Genomic DNA, 16,128 nt, shown 5'->3' with positions numbered 1-16,128 from the left:
CTCTACTACGCCTAATTGAGGTTTTCGACGAGCAGCGCATCGACTCGCTGAAACCCCCTTGGAAGCTTGTTGCCCCGCCGACCGCGTTCACCCTTGTAATGCTCAAGATCGTCCGCCTTCAACGAAAGCGTGCGCTTGCCTGCCTGTAGCACAAGCGTGGCGCCTTCCGGCAACACTGCAATATCCGTGACATATTCCTCACGACTGGCGACCCGTTCGCCGGAAATACCAATAATCTTGTTGCCCTTGCCTTTACCCAGCTGTGGCAGGTCGCTGATCTTGAACACCAGCAACCGGCCTTCGGTGGTAACCGACGCCAGCCAGTTGCTCTCTCGATCGGCCACCGGCCGCGGCGCAATCACCTTGGCGTTGTTCGGCAGGCTCAACAACGCCTTGCCCGCCTTGTTCTTGGCTTGCAGGTCCTCGCCCTTGACCACGAACCCGTAACCCGCGTCCGATGCAATTACGTACAGTCCATCATCATCTGGCATCAGCACGCATTCAAAAGTTGCACCCGGCGGCGGCGTTAAACGACCGGTCAGCGGTTCGCCCTGGCCACGAGCCGACGGCAGGGTGTGGGCTGGCACCGAATAGCTGCGCCCGGTGGAGTCGACGAACACCGCAAACTGGTTGGAACGCCCGGCCGCCAAGGCCTTGAAGCCGTCCCCGGCCTTGTAGGAAAGCCCCGTCGCGTCAATATCATGCCCCTTGGCGGAGCGCACCCACCCTTTTTCTGACAGCACGACGGTGACTTTCTCGTTCGGCAACAGGTCGTGTTCGGTCAGCGCCTTGGCTTCAGCACGCTCGACGATCGGCGAGCGACGGTCGTCGCCGTAGGTTTCGGCGTCCTTGAGCAGTTCGGTGCGTACCAGCTTCTTGAGCTTGGCTTCGCTGCCCAGCAGGGCTTGCAGCTTGGCCTGCTCTTTGAGCAGTTCATCCTGCTCGGCGCGCAGCTTCATCTCTTCCAACCGCGCCAACTGCCGCAGGCGGGTGTCGAGGATGTAGTCGGCCTGGATTTCACTCAGGGCAAAACGGGCGATCAGGCTGGCCTTGGGGTGCTCCTCGGTGCGGATGATGTGGATCACTTCATCCAGGTTGAGGTAGGCAATCAGCAAGCCGTCCAACAGGTGCAGGCGACGCTCGACCTTGTCCAGGCGGAATTGCAGGCGCCGGCGCACGGTCTTGACCCGGAACTCGAGCCATTCCACCAGCAATGCCCGCAGGTTTTTCAACTGCGGCTTGCCGTCCAGGCCAATGATGTTGATGTTGACCCGGTAGCTGGACTCCAGGTCGGTGCTGGCGAACAGGTGCTGCATCAGCGCGTCGTGGTCGACCCGGCTGTTGACCGGGATAATCACGATGCGGCACGGGTTTTCGTGGTCGGATTCGTCGCGCAAGTCAGCCACTTGCGGCGCTTTCGACGGTTTTGCCTGCATCATTGCGGCAATTTGCTCCAACACCTTGGCCCCGGAGACCTGATGCGGCAGCGCCGTGACAATGATGTCGCCGTCTTCTATGTGGTACACGGCGCGCATGCGCACCGAACCACGACCGGTCTCGTAGATTTTCAGCAGGTCGGCACGCGGCGTGATGATTTCCGCCTCGGTCGGATAGTCCGGGCCCTGGATGTGTTCACAGAGCTGCTCCACCGTGGCTTTCGGCTCATCCAGCAGACGCACGCACGCCGTGGCCACTTCCCGCAGGTTGTGGGGCGGCACGTCAGTGGCCATGCCCACGGCAATGCCGGTGGTGCCATTGAGGAGAATATTCGGCAAACGCGCCGGCAAAACCAGGGGTTCGTCGAGGGTGCCGTCGAAGTTCGGCCCCCAGTCCGCAGTGCCCTGGCCCAACTCGCTGAGCAGCACCTCGGAATAGCGCGACAACCGCGCCTCGGTGTAACGCATGGCCGCGAAAGACTTGGGATCATCCGGCGCACCCCAGTTGCCCTGGCCGTCCACCAGCGTGTAGCGATAGCTGAACGGTTGAGCCATCAGCACCATGGCTTCATAACAGGCCGAGTCGCCGTGGGGGTGGAACTTACCGAGCACGTCACCGACGGTACGCGCCGATTTCTTGTGCTTGGAATCCGCGTCCAGCCCCAGCTCACTCATGGCATAGATGATCCGCCGCTGAACCGGCTTCAAACCGTCGCCGATGTGCGGCAAGGCGCGGTCCATGATCACGTACATGGAGTAATTGAGGTAGGCATTTTCGGTGAAGTCAGCCAGCGATCGGCGTTCTACGCCGTCTAAGCTGTCTGCAAGAATGTCGCTCATGCGGGCCTCATCAGTTCGTTGTCTGGCGCAGCAGCATGGTGCCGTCGCGCTGGGTAAATTCAAGTTTGTTCAGGGCGCTCATGCCCAGCAGCACTTGCGTGCCACCCAGGCCTGGCGCCACCAGGGCACGGACATCGCGCAAGACGATGTCACCCAATTGCAGCCGGTCGATGCGGGTGCGATAGCCCTCACTCAAACCGTTGGCGGTACTCAACGTCACGCCGAAACCTTTTTCCAGTTTGAGGCGCTCGGCCAACTCCACCGGAATCGCCACGTCGGTGGCGCCGGTGTCGAGCATGAACTCCACCGGCTGGCCGTTGATCTGGCCGCTGGCGACAAAATGCCCCTGCGTATTGCCGACCAACTTCACCTCGATAAAACCTTCGCCTTTTTGCGAATACACCTGGGTATTGGGATTTTGCTGACGCTGCTCCCATTGGGCAAAAAAACGCGTCGCCAGAAACAGCGCCGCACACCAAGCCAGGATCATCAGCACCCGGCCGGCGCGCTTGCCGGGCAGTTGCTGGCTCATGGCGCGGCGCTCCAGCCACCGTCGGGCGCAGCAAAATGCCAGACGATCGGCCGAGTTTCGCCGTCGGCGCGGGCACCGTCGTTGTTGTCCAGGCCGACCCAGGCGCCCTCAGCGTTCACCACCAGCGCTTCGGCCAGCCCGTAGGGCTGTGGGTAACGGCGATTGTCCTGCAATGCCTCGACGGCAAACGACCAGCACCGTTCCACTTGGGCGGTCTGGGGGTCACGCCGACAGATCTCAAAGGCGTTGCGTTCCAGGGTAAACAGCTTGCCATTGAACAATGACAGATCAGCGAAATCCCGCGAAACCGCCTTGGCCTTGGGAAACTGCGCCGGCTGCATCTCCAGCCCCGCTTCGCTCAGCAACACGCAGTTGCCCTCGCAGTCCCACACCGTTTGCTGGCGCTTGATCAGCAGCAGGCCGCGACGCTCGCGCTCGGTCGCCAACCACAGTTGGTCACCGGCCGGGTTGACCGCCAAGCCTTCGAACAACGCATTGAAATGCAGCAACATGCCACTGGCGCGGGCCTGGCGGATCATTGTTGGTGCGATTTTCAACCAGGACGCCGGCCCCTCCGTCGGCACCTGCAACACCGCGGCATGGGACTCACTGACCACATAACGATTACCGGCGCTGTCGCAACTGATGCCTTCAAAATCCAGCTCGCCACCGCGCAGGAACGACGCCGCCCAGGTTCGGGATTTCAAGCCCCAAGGCAACCCGCTGTCCGGCACCTTCGGCACCTCGATTTCAACCACTTCGGCTTGCCAGACCGGCGCATCGACGGGCGTGAGGCGGTAGATCCGGTCATCGTCGCGATCGGACACCGTCCACATGTCGCTGCCGCACAGCGCCAGCCCCGACAAATTGCCGCCGCGCATGCCATCAACGGCATGCTCGGACAGCAGCTTCAGTTCCGGTGCAGGCCCTGCGGCCACAACCCCCGCCCACAGCAACAATGCCAGGGCGAAACCGTTGCGCATCAGGCCAGCACCTCGGCCAGGTTCCCTTTGGATTCAAGCCAGGATTTGCGGTCACCCGCGCGTTTCTTCGCCAGCAGCATGTCCATCATTTCCGACGTCGCTTCGAAATCATCCAGGGTCAACTGCACCAAGCGGCGCGTGTTTGGGTCCATGGTGGTTTCACGCAACTGCGGCGGGTTCATCTCGCCCAGGCCCTTGAATCGGGTGACCTGCGGCTTGCCGCGTTTTTTCTCGGCCACCAGGCGATCGAGAATGCCGTCGCGCTCGGCTTCGTCCAGGGCGTAGTAGATCTCCTTGCCCAGGTCGATGCGGTACAGCGGCGGCATCGCCACATAGACGTGGCCGGCATCCACCAGCGGGCGGAAATGCTGAACGAACAAGGCACAGAGCAACGTGGCGATGTGCAGGCCGTCGGAGTCGGCGTCGGCGAGGATGCAGATCTTGCCGTAGCGCAGCTGGCTCATGTCGGCGGCGCCCGGATCGACACCGATGGCCACCGCGATGTTATGCACTTCCTGGCTGGCCAGCACTTCGCTGCCGTCCACTTCCCAGGTATTGAGGATCTTGCCCCGCAGCGGCAGGATCGCCTGGAACTCCTTGTCCCGCGCCTGCTTGGCCGAGCCGCCGGCGGAGTCACCTTCCACCAGGAACAGCTCGGAACGCATCGGATCCTGCCCGGCACAATCGGCGAGCTTGCCCGGCAATGCCGGCCCCTGGGTGATGCGCTTGCGCTCGACTTTCTTGCTGGCCTTGAGACGGCGGCCGGCGTTATTGATTGCCAGCTCTGCCAGGGCCAAACCGGTTTCCGGGTTAGCGTTGAGCCACAGGCTGAACGCGTCCTTGACCACCCCGGAGACAAACGCCGCCGCTTCGCGGGACGACAGGCGTTCCTTGGTCTGGCCGGAAAATTGCGGTTCCTGCATCTTCATCGACAGCACGAAGGCGATGCGTTCCCAGACGTCTTCCGGCGCCAGCTTCACGCCACGGGGCAGCAAGTTGCGGAACTCGCAGAATTCGCGCATCGCGTCGAGCAAACCCTGGCGCAAGCCGTTGACGTGGGTACCGCCCTGGGCCGTGGGGATCAGGTTGACGTAGCTTTCCTGAACGCTTTCGCCGCCTTCGGGCAGCCACAACAGCGCCCAGTCCACCGCTTCCTTGTTACCGGCCAGGCTGCCGCAGAACGGCTCGTCGGGCAGGCGCTCGAAACCGTTGACCGCGTCCACCAGGTAGGAGCGCAGGCCATCTTCGTAATGCCATTCGACTTTCTCGCCGGTGGCCTTGTCCTCGAAACTGACCAGCAGCCCCGGGCACAACACAGCCTTGGCCTTGAGCACGTGCTTGAGGCGGCTGACGGAAAACTTCGGTGAGTCGAAATACTTCGGGTCCGGGGCGAAATACACGCTGGTCCCGGTGTTGCGCTTGCCGACGGTGCCGACCACTTCCAGCTCGGTGGCCTTGTAGCCGTCGGCGAAGGTCATCTGGTATTCGTTGCCATCACGCTTGACCCGCACCCGCACCTGGGTCGACAAGGCGTTGACCACGGAAATACCCACCCCGTGCAGACCGCCGGAAAATTGGTAGTTCTTGTTGGAAAACTTGCCGCCGGCGTGGAGCTTGGTGAGAATCAGCTCGACGCCCGACACACCCTCTTCGGGGTGAATGTCCACCGGCATGCCGCGGCCATCGTCGCTGACTTCCAGCGAGTGATCGGCGTGCAGGATGACCTGCACCGAACGGGCGTGCCCGGCCAAGGCTTCGTCGACACTGTTGTCGATGACTTCCTGGGCGAGGTGGTTCGGCCGACTGGTGTCGGTGTACATGCCGGGGCGCTTGCGCACCGGGTCGAGGCCCGAGAGGACTTCGATGGCGTCTGCGTTATAAGAGCTAGCGCTGGGAGTGGCCATGGGGTCTCGTCGTCAGTGTTCAATGAAAAAGGGGCGATGGGCTCACAGCGACGTGAAGTCGATCGCCTGGTACAAATCGGCGCCAATGCCGGCAAAACTCAACAGCGCCGGCAACTGCTGGGCAAACCCTTGGAAACTGTGGTCGCCGCCGGCCTGGATGCGCAAGGCACAGGCGCGGTAATACTGCTGGGCGTGGCGATAATCCAGCGTTTCGTCACCGGTTTGCAACCATACCTGAAACCGCTGCGGATCCCGGGGCGCCGGGACTTGCAGTTCGGCCAAGGCCGTGACGTGGTCGTGGGTCAATTCCCAGGTTTCGTCGGTGTACAAATTCTTCTGCGTGCCCAGGTAGCCGTCGAACAGCCGATGCGGGCTGACGGCAGGGTTGACCAGCAGGGCCTTGAGCCCGTGGCGCTCGGCCAAGTGAGTGGCATAGTAGCCGCCGAGCGAGCTGCCGACCAGCAGCGGGCGCCCCAGTTCTGTAATCGCCTGTTCCAACTGACCGATGGCCTGGCGGGGGTGGTGATGCAAGGCGGGCACCTGCAACTGGTCGCTCAGGCCCAGGCGCGTCATCACTTGCGTCAACTGGCTGGCCTTGGTCGACGCCGGGGCGCTGTTGAGGCCATGGATATAAAGGATCGAACCCGACATTGCCGACTCCCTGGGTGCTGGGCAAAAGCCGGAGTTTACAGGGAGATTGCGGTGATTGGGGGGGATTTGACCGTGTTGTTGCCTCCTATGAATCGTCGATCACAGCACCTGTGGGAGCAAAGCTTGCTCGCGAGGCGGCCTGACAGCTGGCCTGGTTCTCCGGTCGTACTCCGATCCGATTGTGGGAGCGGGCTTGCTCGCGAAGACGAAGGCACATTCAGCATTAATGCAAGCAGACCCACCGCTATCGCGAGCAAGCTCAGCTCCCACAGGGATCGGCGGTGGGCATTGATCCCGCACCCACCACCACTCCCTCTGTGGGAGCCTTCTCGCCTCTGCTCGCGGTGTGGTCAGGGTTGTGTGTTGACGTTGTCCAGCATCCGATTCGCCAATAAAGCGCCCAGCTCGATCAGTTGCTGAATGCCAAGGGCAACATGGCGTCGCGAGCCTTTCAGGTCGAAGGCAAGGTCGCTGACCATGGCATCGGCTGAGGCCAGGGTTTCGCTGAGGTTGGCCAGCAGGCTTTCGGTGTCGACGCCGTCCACGACGGTGAACAGTTGACCTGAGGGCTTTTTCTTTTTGGCTTGAGGTTTGGGATCAAGATAATGGTCGATGGCTCGCTTGGCGGCTTCATCGAGTATCGGGGGAATCTGGCTGGCTTCGGGAGAAATGGAATCTTTTTTTGTTGGCCCAGAGTTATCTTCAGACATGTTGGCGCTCCACTAGGATTGAAATAACGCCCTCCTACTTTCGGGTTTCCAGGCCCGGCCGCTGAACTTTCAGCGACGGGAAAAGGTTAGCGACAGCCCTTCCCACCCAGCAACCGCCAGAGCTCGTCGGAAAAATCTGCTTGAACCAGGAAGGATGTCCGACCATTCCCACAAACCCTGGTCGGCTGTCAGCCGCCATCGCGAGCAAGCTCGCTCCCACACAGGTTTTTGGTCGTTTATAAGATCAGCGTCCACCGCCGATCTCTGTGGGAGCAAAGCTTGCTCGCGATGGCGGTGGGTCTGCTTGCATCCATGCTGAATGTAGCGCCGTCTTCGCGAGCAAGCCCGCTCCCACAATTGGATCGGGGTATGACCGGAGAATCAGGTCGGCTATCAGGCCGCCTCGCGAGCAAGCTTTGCTCCCACAGGTCCTGCTCAAACAAGTCTGATGGGTGTACGACCGTGAGAACCAGGTCGGCTACTAGGCCGCCTCGCGGTGGACGTTGATCTCGGCGCCCCGTTAACCACGATGGCCGAACGCAGGCATTGCGCAGTGGGCATCCCGGCATGGATGCCGGGATAGCCGCGCTGGGCCATGGATGGCCCTTCGCGGCGGGCCCACGGAGCAATGCCGGAGCGAGGCACCGAGTGGTGGGGCATGAGCGCTTTGGTTACTTTCGACTGGGCCGGCTTCCGGGCTTTTCAAAAGTGACCCGCCGTCAGGGCGGAACCCTAAGCGGCCGTTACCGCAGCAATGGATATGTACTCAGTCAGGCCGCCATCGCGAGCAAGCTTTGCTCCCACAGATCTGAAAGATGTACAACCGGGAGAGACAGGCCAGCTGTCAGGCCGCCTCGTCCTCAGTACCCGTTGGAGCCATAGTCGGGGGTAAACGCAAACCCAACCACTCGCTCAACCCCCGTCTCCAATCGCCCATCCGGCAACAACCGCAACCACCGATACCCAGGCGCCTGCGAGCCCACCGCAAAATCCTCACTCCCAGGCTCAAACTGAATACAGGTCGAAGGTGAAGCCAACAAACGAACCCCCTCGCGCACCCGATCAACCTCCTGATGCACATGCCCCCACAACACCGCCCGCACCTGGGGAAACCGATCCAACACCGCAAACAACGCCTCAGGATTACGCAACCCAATCGGCTCCATCCACACACACCCAATCGAAACAGGATGATGATGCAGGCACACCAAGTGATGCCGCTCCGGCGCCTCACTCAAGGCATTGGCCAACAGAATCAACTGCTCCTCGGCCAAAAAACCCGGCACCGAACCAGGCACGGCAGAATCGAGCATCGTCACGCGCCAATTGCCAATGTCCACCACCGGATCGAGCAACCTGCTCTTGACCGTCGCCTTGAGCATCACCTGCGGCTCATCATGGTTACCGGGAATCCACCGCGCCGGCGCATCGATTCGCGCAGTCAATTGCCGAAACGCCTCGTAGGACTCCAGCGTACCGTCCTGGGACAGGTCCCCGGTGGCGAGCATCAGGTCAATGTCCGGCTGCTGCTTGAGCACCAAATCAATGACCGCCCGCAAACTGTCACGGGTATTCATGCCCAGCAACGAGGCATCGGCCTCGGCGAACAAATGGCTGTCAGACAGTTGGACCAGCAACGCCGCATCGGCAGTGGTCAAGCTGGATACGCTCGGCAAATCGCTCTCTCCCAGGCGCAGTCACGCCGTTGCATGAAGCCGCAATTATGCTGGGGACGATCGAAAGGGGAAACCCGCGAACCGGAACCGGTTCACAACTACCGAACGACTTCGAACTCGTGGCCCAGCGCCAGGCAATGACTCAGCCACTCGCCCAGGAACAGGTTCAACTGGGCTTTTTCATCCGGCTGGTGCATCGAGGCATTGGGGTAAGGATAGATGCCACGAAAGCGTCGTGCATGTTCGGCACTGACAACTTCGGCCATGCGCGCATCGTGATAGACCTGGACCTCCAGTTGCGGCACCGGCAACCAAGGCAGGCTGTGCTCCTGACGCACTTGCAACGTGGTGGTGTAGGGACAGGTCTGCAGCACTTCCAGGGCCAGCACGCCCAGCATCTGGTCGCCGTGGGTCACGGCGATGCGCCGAGGCGCCGGGTCGTTGCGCATGTCCGGCAACAAGCGCATCAGGCGAGCGTAATTGGCCTCGCAGGCGGCCTGCAACCCCACCAGATCGACGCGATAGCGGTCGCGCAGCTTGTTCAGGACCATAGCCCCCTCACTTCATCGCGATTCAAGGCCAGCCATTGCAAGGCAATGATGCTGGCCGCGTTGCAGATACGCCCGTCGCGCACAGCTTGCAAGGCATCTTCGTAGGCCCAGACCTTCACCCGAATGTCCTCGGCTTCCTCCAGAAGGCCATGCAGGCCGCCTGCCCCCGTGCTGTCGCAACGCCCCAGGTACAAATGTACGAATTCATTGCTGCCGCCCGGCGATGGAAAATATTTGGTCATCGGCCAAAGCGCAGCGAACACAAGCCCAGCTTCCTCCTGCGCTTCGCGATGAGCAACTTCTTCCGGTTGCTCGTCCTTGTCGATCAGGCCAGCCACCAGTTCCACCAGCCAGGGGTTGGTGGTCTTGCCGATGGCGCCCACGCGAAACTGCTCGATCAACACCACTTCATCGCGCTGCGGGTCGTAGGGCAATACGCACACGGCGTCATGACGCACGAACAACTCACGGCTGATCTCACGGCTCATACCACCGGCAAACAACTCGTGGCGCAAGACAAGGCGGTCGAGCTTATAGAAACCCTTGAAGCAGGTTTCACGCTTGACGATGTCCACGGTGTTCGGTGTGGCGTTGGCGAAATCGGTCATGACAATCCTCGTGTGCAGTCGATCAATACGAGGTTCCAACCTCGGCTTCGCGCCATCCTAACGCGCCCGTACCCTTTGATGCAGCCCCTTTCCACTCATCGGGATGGACGGCAGAAGGTGAAAGAACTCTAATGAGCTTAGTGGCGAACTGATTGTCCTGCTGGCAGTCGAAGCGGGTAACTTTTCGCCTTTCCCTGTTCCATGAAGGACGCCCATGTCGCTTTTCAAAACTGCCTCCGTGGCCGCCATTGCCCTGACCCTGGGCGCTTGCCAAAGCCTGTTCCAACCCAATTACCGCGCACCGCTGGAAACCACCCGCGACGCGTCGGAACAACTGCAACAAGGTTGCGCCAGTGCCGACTGCCCGTTGGTGAACATCGATACCCTGCACTTTCCCACCGAGCCAGCCCTGGACGGCATCGTTGAAAAGCGCCTGCTGCAAATGACCCGCACCACCCCGGACGCCCAGGCGGCGCCGACGCTTGCCGCCTATCGCGAGCAGTTCCTGCGCAACGCCGCCCCCCGCAACAGCAGCTATTTGCAGGCCAAGGTACGTGAGCAACATGACGGCCTGGTGATCATCGAATTGTCCAGCTACCTGGACACCGGCGGCGCCCACGGCACGCCGGGTCGCGGCTTCATCAACTATTCGCGCCAGCAACACAAGGTGCTGACGCTGTCGGACATGCTGCTGCCGGGCCAGGAAGAAGCGTTCTGGAAAGCCGCCCAGGTCGCCCACAACAGTTGGCTGATCAGCACCAAGCTGGATCAGGAACCCGAATTCCTGAAACAGTGGTCCTTCCAGAAAACCCCACACGTGGCGCTGACCTACGGCGGGGTGATCCTCAAGTACGAAGTGAGCACCATCGCGCCGTACGCCCTGGGCCACATCGAACTGAAGATCGCTTACCCACGCCTCAACGGCATCCTCAAGCCCGAGCTGTTCCCCGGCCGTAGCTGAAAGCCCGGCCCAGTAACAGTTGCAGCAACCCTGCCAGAATCAGCGACGGCAGGGTTGCGCCGATGTCCGGATAGAAGTTGGCCAGCAAGTGATAAGTGCTCACCCCACCCAACCAGGCCAACAGGGCCGGCCAGCGCAACGCGGCTGACACCCCTTGGCTGCTGCGTTTGCGCAGGATGAAGTGGTCCACCAGCACCACGCCGAACAGCGGTGCGAACACCGAGCCGATCAGCAGCAGGAAGTTCTGGTATTGCGCCAACGGTGCGAAGCAGGCGATCAAGGTGCAGATGACGCCAATCGCCAAGGCCAGGTGCTCGACTTTCAACCCCGACAGCATGCCCGTCGACACCGCCGCCGAGTGAATGTCGGCGAAGGCGTTTTCCGACTCGTCCAACAGAATCAGCAGCAGCGGAATGCCCAGCCCGGCGCCAGCCAAGGCCAGTAGCAACGCGTTGACTTCGCCGCTCGGCGCGAACGCCAGGGTGTAGGCCACGCCCAGGCTCATCAGCCAGACGTTACCGATGAAGAAGCCCACGGCAGTGCCGCCGAAGACGTTCTTGGCGCGCTTGCCGAAACGCGAATAGTCGGCAATCAGCGGCAACCACGACAGCGGCATCGCAATGGCGATGTCAAACCCCACCGCCAACGGCATAGAACCATCGCCTGCCTCGGCCCACAGCGCAACCAGATCAGCCTTGGCGAACAGGTTCCAGGTCAACCAGATGCAAGCCGCCAATAGCAACCAGATGCCCCACTTGCGCAGGACCTTGCGCACGAACGTCAGCGGCCCGCTCACGGCGAGCAGTGTCGCCAGGGCGCCGAAGAACAGCGTCCACAGCAGTGGGTTGGCGCCCAGGCTGCCTTCGCTGAAGGCTCGGGCACCGAGCAGGCTGGCGGCATCACGCATGACGATGATTTCGAACGAGCCCCAGCCGATCAACTGCAGCAGATTCAACACCGCCGGCACGCTCGCGCCCTTGCCGCCGAGGCTGAGCTTGAGGGCGGCCATGGCCGACAGGCCGGTGTCACTGCCGATCACCCCGACGGCGGCCAGCAGCAGAACGCCCACCAGCGTGCCGAAGAAAATCGCCAGCAACGAACCACTGAGACCCAGGCCCGGCGCGAGCAAGGCACCGACCTGCAAGACCATCAGGCCGATGCCCAGGGAGAACCACAGGGAAAACAGATCGCGGGCGCCGAAGACGCGTTTGTCCAGGGGGACGGCGGTGTCTGGGGAGTAGGTGCTGGGTTGGATGTTCAAGGGTCGTTGTCTCAGAGGGATATTTGTTGTTCTGATGATCGCAATCGCGAGCAGGCTCGCTCCCACAGGGGATTTGCGGTGGACACAAGATTTGTGAACGACCGAGATCCACTGTGGGAGCGAGCCTGCTCGCGAAGGCGGCAGTGAGGACACCGCCACCCTCAGCTCAGCCCAAATCAGACTTTCTTGTAAAGCTGACTACCTTCCTTCTTGAACCGCTCAGCCTGCTCCGCCAAGCCCTGGGCGACATCGACATCCACCGCTTCAATGCGCTGGTTGGCCGCGTACTCGCGCACTTCCTGGGTGATTTTCATCGAGCAGAATTTCGGCCCGCACATCGAGCAGAAATGCGCCACCTTGGCCGAGTCCTTCGGCAGGGTTTCGTCGTGGTACGAGCGAGCGGTGTCCGGGTCCAGGCCGAGGTTGAACTGGTCTTCCCAACGGAACTCGAAACGCGCCTTGCTCAAGGCGTTGTCACGGATCTGCGCGCCCGGGTGGCCCTTGGCAAGGTCGGCGGCGTGCGCGGCGATCTTGTAGGTGATGATCCCGGTCTTCACGTCATCCTTGTTCGGCAAGCCGAGGTGTTCCTTCGGCGTGACGTAGCAGAGCATGGCGCAACCGAACCAGCCGATCATCGCCGCACCGATGCCGGAGGTGATGTGGTCGTAGCCCGGCGCGATGTCGGTGGTCAGTGGGCCGAGGGTGTAGAACGGCGCCTCGTCGCAGCACTCGAGCTGCTTGTCCATGTTCTCTTTGATCAGTTGCATCGGCACGTGGCCGGGGCCTTCGATCATGCATTGCACGTCGTGCTTCCAGGCGATCTTGGTCAGCTCGCCGAGGGTTTCCAGCTCACCGAACTGCGCTTCGTCGTTGGCGTCGGCAATCGAGCCCGGACGCAGGCCATCGCCCAGCGAGAAGCTGACGTCGTAGGCCTTCATGATTTCGCAGATGTCTTCGAAGTGGGTGTAGAGGAAGTTCTCTTTGTGGTGCGCCAGGCACCACTTGGCCATGATCGAACCGCCACGGCTGACGATACCGGTGACGCGCTTGGCGGTCATCGGCACATAGCGCAGCAACACGCCGGCGTGGATGGTGAAGTAGTCGACGCCCTGCTCGGCCTGTTCGATCAGCGTGTCGCGGAACAGCTCCCAGGTCAGGTCTTCAGCCACGCCGCCGACTTTTTCCAGGGCCTGGTAGATCGGCACGGTGCCGATCGGCACTGGCGAGTTGCGGATGATCCACTCGCGGGTTTCATGGATGTGCTTGCCGGTGGACAGGTCCATGACCGTGTCCGAACCCCAGCGGATGCCCCAGGTCAGCTTCGCCACTTCTTCTTCGATGGACGAACCCAGCGCACTGTTGCCGATGTTGCCGTTGATCTTCACCAGGAAGTTACGGCCGATGATCATCGGTTCCAGTTCGGTGTGGTTGATGTTGGCCGGGATGATCGCGCGACCACGGGCGATTTCGTCACGCACGAATTCCGCGGTGATGACTTTCGGCACGCTGGCGCCGAAGCTGTGGCCGGCGTGTTGCTGGTCCAGCAGGCCGGCGGCGCGGGCGACTTCCAGCTTCATGTTTTCGCGGATGGCAACGTATTCCATCTCGGCAGTGATGATGCCTTTGCGCGCGTAGTGCATCTGGCTGACGTTGGCACCCGGCTTGGCGCGACGTGGGTTGTTCACGTGAGCAAAGCGCAGCTTGGTCAGCTCGGGATCAGCCAGGCGTTCCTGGCCGAAGTTGGAGCTCAGGCCGGCAAGACGCTCGGTGTCGCCACGGGCCTCGATCCACGGCGAGCGCACGTCGGCCAGGCCCTGGCGCACGTCGATAATCACGTTCGGGTCGGTGTACGGGCCCGAGGTGTCATACACCACGACCGGCGCGTTGATTTCGCCGCCGAAGTCGGTCGGGGTTACATCGAGGCTGATTTCGCGCATGGGCACGCGGATATCCGGGCGGCTGCCCTGGACATAGATTTTTTGCGAGCGGGTAAAGGGCTGAACCGATTGCTCATCGACCTTGGCCGAATCACTGAGGTTGATCGCGTTTTTTGATTTTGTCGTCATCACGGGCTCTCCAGACACACATCCAGGCAGTGGATTTTTGTCGGAGCGAACCTGTAACGAATGGACGCGCCCCTGCACGAAAATGCGGACGCTGTGCTTGCTGCTCGAGTGCGTTCAATGGTCGAACGACATCCCGGACGAAGCACAAGAGGACTCGCCGGGTGACGAGAAATCTTGTTCCCTACGCAGGCGCTAACCTGATCAGGTTCAACGGGATCCGAAATTATTCGATCTCAGCCTCATAGCAAGGCACCCCGACAAGAACCCGGCCAGTCTAGACACAACCACGAGAGAACGCCATCGCCAGGGCAAAAGGCGTGATGAATGGCGCATATACAGGATTGTTGCCACGCCCGGGCGCAACTACACTCGCTACGCCGCGCGCCACTTATGCGCACTCATTTGCGAACTAGGGATAGCCTCATGCTGCGCAAACTTTCACTGGCCCTGGCCGTGTCTTGTGCGTCCAACGCAATGGCCTGGGCCGCCGAAGCGCCCTTGACCACCAAAACCGATCTGGTGAGCGTGTATCAGGAAGCGGTGGACAACAACGCCGACCTGGCCGCTGCCCGCGCCCAGTATGGCGCCCAGAAGGAAGTGGTGCCCCAGGCTCGCGCCGGGTTGTTGCCCAACCTTTCGGCCGGCGCCGATCTGAACAACACGCGTACCGAGCTTGACCAGCCGGCGATGACCGCCAACCGCAGTTCCACGGTTTACCAGGCGACACTGTCCCAGCCGATTTTCCGCGCCGACCGCTGGTTCCAGCTCCAGGCGGCAAAGTCCGTCGACGAACAAGCGTCGCTGCAACTGTCAGCCACTGAACAGAACATGATCCTGCAAAGCGCCGAGAGCTACTTCAACGTGCTGCGCAGCCAGGACAACCTGGCCTCGACCAAGGCCGAGGAAGCCGCGTTCAAGCGCCAGCTCGACCAGTCCAACGAACGCTTCGACGTAGGCCTGTCGGACAAGACCGACGTGCTGCAATCCCAGGCCAGCTACGACACAGCACGGGCCAACCGGATCCTCGCCCAGCGCCAGGTCGAAGACGCCTTCGAAGCCTTGATCACCCTGACCAACCGCCAGTACAACGCGCTCCAGGGCATCGTCCACACCTTGCCGATCCTGCCGCCGACGCCGAACGATGCCAAAGCCTGGGTCGACACGGCGGCCAAGCAGAACCTGAACCTGCTGGCCAGCAACTACGCCGTCGATGCCGCCGAGGACACCCTGCGCCAACGCAAGGCTGGCCATGCACCGACCCTCGACGCGATAGCCCAGTATAGAAAAGGCGACAACGACGGCCTCGGCTTCACCAACCCGAGCCCCACCGGTCAGCGTTATGGCGGCGATGCCGAGCAACGCACCATCGGCCTGCAACTGAGCATCCCGATCTACAGCGGCGGGCTGACCAGCTCCCAGGTGCGCGAGTCCTACTCGCAGCTCACCCAGACCGAACAGCAACGCGAAGGCCTGCGCCGGCAGGTGGTGGAAAACACCCGTAACCTGCACCGCGCGGTAAACACCGACGTGGAGCAGGTCCAGGCCCGGCGCCAGTCGATCATCTCCAACCAGAGCGCGGTGGAAGCCACGGAAATCGGCTACCAGGTGGGCACTCGCAACATCGTCGATGTGCTCGATGCCCAGCGTCAGCTGTACACCTCGGTGCGCAACTACAACAACGCCCGCTACGACTACATTCTCGACAACCTGCGCCTCAAGCAGGCGGCCGGGACGTTGAGCCCGGCGGACCTGCAAGACCTGTCACGCTACCTCAAGCCCGACTACAACCCCGACCGCGACTTCCTGCCGCCGGACCTGGCCCAGGCAGCAGCGGAGCAATTGCGCTCGCGGCCGGCGCAATAACCTCACCGAGGGAAGGCTTGTCCAGCCCCCCTGTGGGAGCAAAGCTGGTGTGGGAGCAAGGCTTGCCCGCGATGAATACAGCGCGG

The 16,128-nt window shown here is 61.7% G+C and carries 13 protein-coding genes and 1 riboswitch; of the genes, 2 read left to right on the top strand and 11 right to left on the bottom strand.

The features are described 5' to 3' along the window. Positions 1-11 precede the first annotated feature (11 nt). The 9 genes from parC to B0E42_RS08640 all read right to left on the bottom strand — a co-directional run bounded on the left by parC (position 12) and on the right by B0E42_RS08640 (position 9,891). A complete protein-coding gene (gene parC, locus B0E42_RS08685) occupies positions 12-2,276 on the bottom strand; it encodes a DNA topoisomerase IV subunit A (RefSeq protein ID WP_053177882.1) in 2,265 nt (754 codons plus the stop codon). A 10-nt stretch (positions 2,277-2,286) separates the two neighbouring features. Beyond that, the gene (locus tag B0E42_RS08680; RefSeq protein ID WP_018614144.1) at positions 2,287-2,808 is read right to left on the bottom strand and encodes a TIGR02281 family clan AA aspartic protease; all 522 of its coding nucleotides are present in this window, start codon (positions 2,806-2,808) and stop codon (positions 2,287-2,289) included. Then, complete coding sequence (locus tag B0E42_RS08675) at positions 2,805-3,791, bottom strand: esterase-like activity of phytase family protein (protein WP_018614141.1); 987 nt, start codon at positions 3,789-3,791, stop codon at positions 2,805-2,807. The genes B0E42_RS08680 and B0E42_RS08675 overlap by 4 nt, the downstream gene beginning before the upstream one ends. Continuing rightward, on the bottom strand, positions 3,791-5,695 hold the full coding sequence (gene parE, locus B0E42_RS08670; protein WP_018614140.1) for a DNA topoisomerase IV subunit B: 1,905 nt from the start codon (positions 5,693-5,695) through the stop codon (positions 3,791-3,793). The genes B0E42_RS08675 and parE overlap by 1 nt, the downstream gene beginning before the upstream one ends. A gap of 42 nt (positions 5,696-5,737) precedes the next feature. Continuing rightward, positions 5,738-6,346 carry a YqiA/YcfP family alpha/beta fold hydrolase gene (locus tag B0E42_RS08665; RefSeq protein WP_018614139.1) on the bottom strand — a complete coding sequence of 203 codons (609 nt, stop codon included), beginning with the start codon at positions 6,344-6,346 and terminating at the stop codon, positions 5,738-5,740. Positions 6,347-6,696: 350 nt separating this feature from the next. Next, positions 6,697-7,056: a DUF6124 family protein gene (locus B0E42_RS08660; RefSeq protein WP_018614138.1), complete on the bottom strand. Its 360-nt coding sequence runs from the start codon at positions 7,054-7,056 to the stop codon at positions 6,697-6,699. Positions 7,057-7,916: 860 nt separating this feature from the next. Further along, complete coding sequence (gene cpdA, locus B0E42_RS08650) at positions 7,917-8,732, bottom strand: 3',5'-cyclic-AMP phosphodiesterase (protein ID WP_018614137.1); 816 nt, start codon at positions 8,730-8,732, stop codon at positions 7,917-7,919. 98 nt (positions 8,733-8,830) lie between these two features. Further along, on the bottom strand, positions 8,831-9,283 hold the full coding sequence (locus tag B0E42_RS08645; protein WP_003186471.1) for a DUF1249 domain-containing protein: 453 nt from the start codon (positions 9,281-9,283) through the stop codon (positions 8,831-8,833). Further along, positions 9,274-9,891 carry an NUDIX domain-containing protein gene (locus B0E42_RS08640; protein WP_018614135.1) on the bottom strand — a complete coding sequence of 206 codons (618 nt, stop codon included), beginning with the start codon at positions 9,889-9,891 and terminating at the stop codon, positions 9,274-9,276. Before B0E42_RS08640 ends, B0E42_RS08645 begins: the two co-directional genes overlap by 10 nt. 214 nt (positions 9,892-10,105) lie before the next feature. Between B0E42_RS08640 and B0E42_RS08635 the strand changes: the two genes are divergently transcribed. After that, positions 10,106-10,852 carry a DUF3298 domain-containing protein gene (locus B0E42_RS08635; RefSeq protein WP_053177878.1) on the top strand — a complete coding sequence of 249 codons (747 nt, stop codon included), beginning with the start codon at positions 10,106-10,108 and terminating at the stop codon, positions 10,850-10,852. Here B0E42_RS08635 and cytX read toward each other — a convergent pair. Further along, the gene (gene cytX / locus B0E42_RS08630) at positions 10,821-12,113 is read right to left on the bottom strand and encodes a putative hydroxymethylpyrimidine transporter CytX (RefSeq protein WP_053177877.1); all 1,293 of its coding nucleotides are present in this window, start codon (positions 12,111-12,113) and stop codon (positions 10,821-10,823) included. The two genes, B0E42_RS08635 and cytX, sit on opposite strands and share 32 nt — an antisense overlap. A gap of 176 nt (positions 12,114-12,289) precedes the next feature. Beyond that, positions 12,290-14,179, bottom strand: coding sequence for a phosphomethylpyrimidine synthase ThiC (thiC, locus tag B0E42_RS08625; RefSeq protein WP_077506227.1), 1,890 nt, complete (start codon positions 14,177-14,179; stop codon positions 12,290-12,292). A 161-nt stretch (positions 14,180-14,340) separates the two neighbouring features. Continuing rightward, a riboswitch (TPP riboswitch) is annotated at positions 14,341-14,446 on the bottom strand. Between the two features lie 156 nt (positions 14,447-14,602). Between thiC and B0E42_RS08620 the strand changes: the two genes are divergently transcribed. After that, positions 14,603-16,042 (top strand): TolC family outer membrane protein, encoded by a 1,440-nt coding sequence (locus B0E42_RS08620; RefSeq protein WP_018614131.1) that lies wholly within the window; start codon positions 14,603-14,605, stop codon positions 16,040-16,042. The last annotated feature ends 86 nt before the right edge of the window (positions 16,043-16,128 follow it).

The organism is Pseudomonas sp. A25(2017), from assembly GCF_002001065.1.
Lineage (GTDB): Bacteria > Pseudomonadota > Gammaproteobacteria > Pseudomonadales > Pseudomonadaceae > Aquipseudomonas > Aquipseudomonas kilonensis.
The sequence above is the reverse complement of the archived record's forward strand: the minus strand, read 5'-3'. Positions and strand labels throughout refer to the sequence as shown.

What these genes read in the sequence shown, in the direction of transcription:
- parC (WP_053177882.1), bottom strand. Translation starts at nt 2,276, where the DNA reads ATGAGCGACATTCTTGCAGACAGCTTAGACGGCGTAGAACGCCGATCG.
- B0E42_RS08680 (WP_018614144.1), bottom strand. Translation starts at nt 2,808, where the DNA reads ATGAGCCAGCAACTGCCCGGCAAGCGCGCCGGCCGGGTGCTGATGATC.
- B0E42_RS08675 (WP_018614141.1), bottom strand. Translation starts at nt 3,791, where the DNA reads ATGCGCAACGGTTTCGCCCTGGCATTGTTGCTGTGGGCGGGGGTTGTG.
- parE (WP_018614140.1), bottom strand. Translation starts at nt 5,695, where the DNA reads ATGGCCACTCCCAGCGCTAGCTCTTATAACGCAGACGCCATCGAAGTC.
- B0E42_RS08665 (WP_018614139.1), bottom strand. Translation starts at nt 6,346, where the DNA reads ATGTCGGGTTCGATCCTTTATATCCATGGCCTCAACAGCGCCCCGGCG.
- B0E42_RS08660 (WP_018614138.1), bottom strand. Translation starts at nt 7,056, where the DNA reads ATGTCTGAAGATAACTCTGGGCCAACAAAAAAAGATTCCATTTCTCCC.
- B0E42_RS08645 (WP_003186471.1), bottom strand. Translation starts at nt 9,283, where the DNA reads ATGGTCCTGAACAAGCTGCGCGACCGCTATCGCGTCGATCTGGTGGGG.
- B0E42_RS08640 (WP_018614135.1), bottom strand. Translation starts at nt 9,891, where the DNA reads ATGACCGATTTCGCCAACGCCACACCGAACACCGTGGACATCGTCAAG.
- B0E42_RS08635 (WP_053177878.1), top strand. Translation starts at nt 10,106, where the DNA reads ATGTCGCTTTTCAAAACTGCCTCCGTGGCCGCCATTGCCCTGACCCTG.
- thiC (WP_077506227.1), bottom strand. Translation starts at nt 14,179, where the DNA reads ATGACGACAAAATCAAAAAACGCGATCAACCTCAGTGATTCGGCCAAG.
- B0E42_RS08620 (WP_018614131.1), top strand. Translation starts at nt 14,603, where the DNA reads ATGCTGCGCAAACTTTCACTGGCCCTGGCCGTGTCTTGTGCGTCCAAC.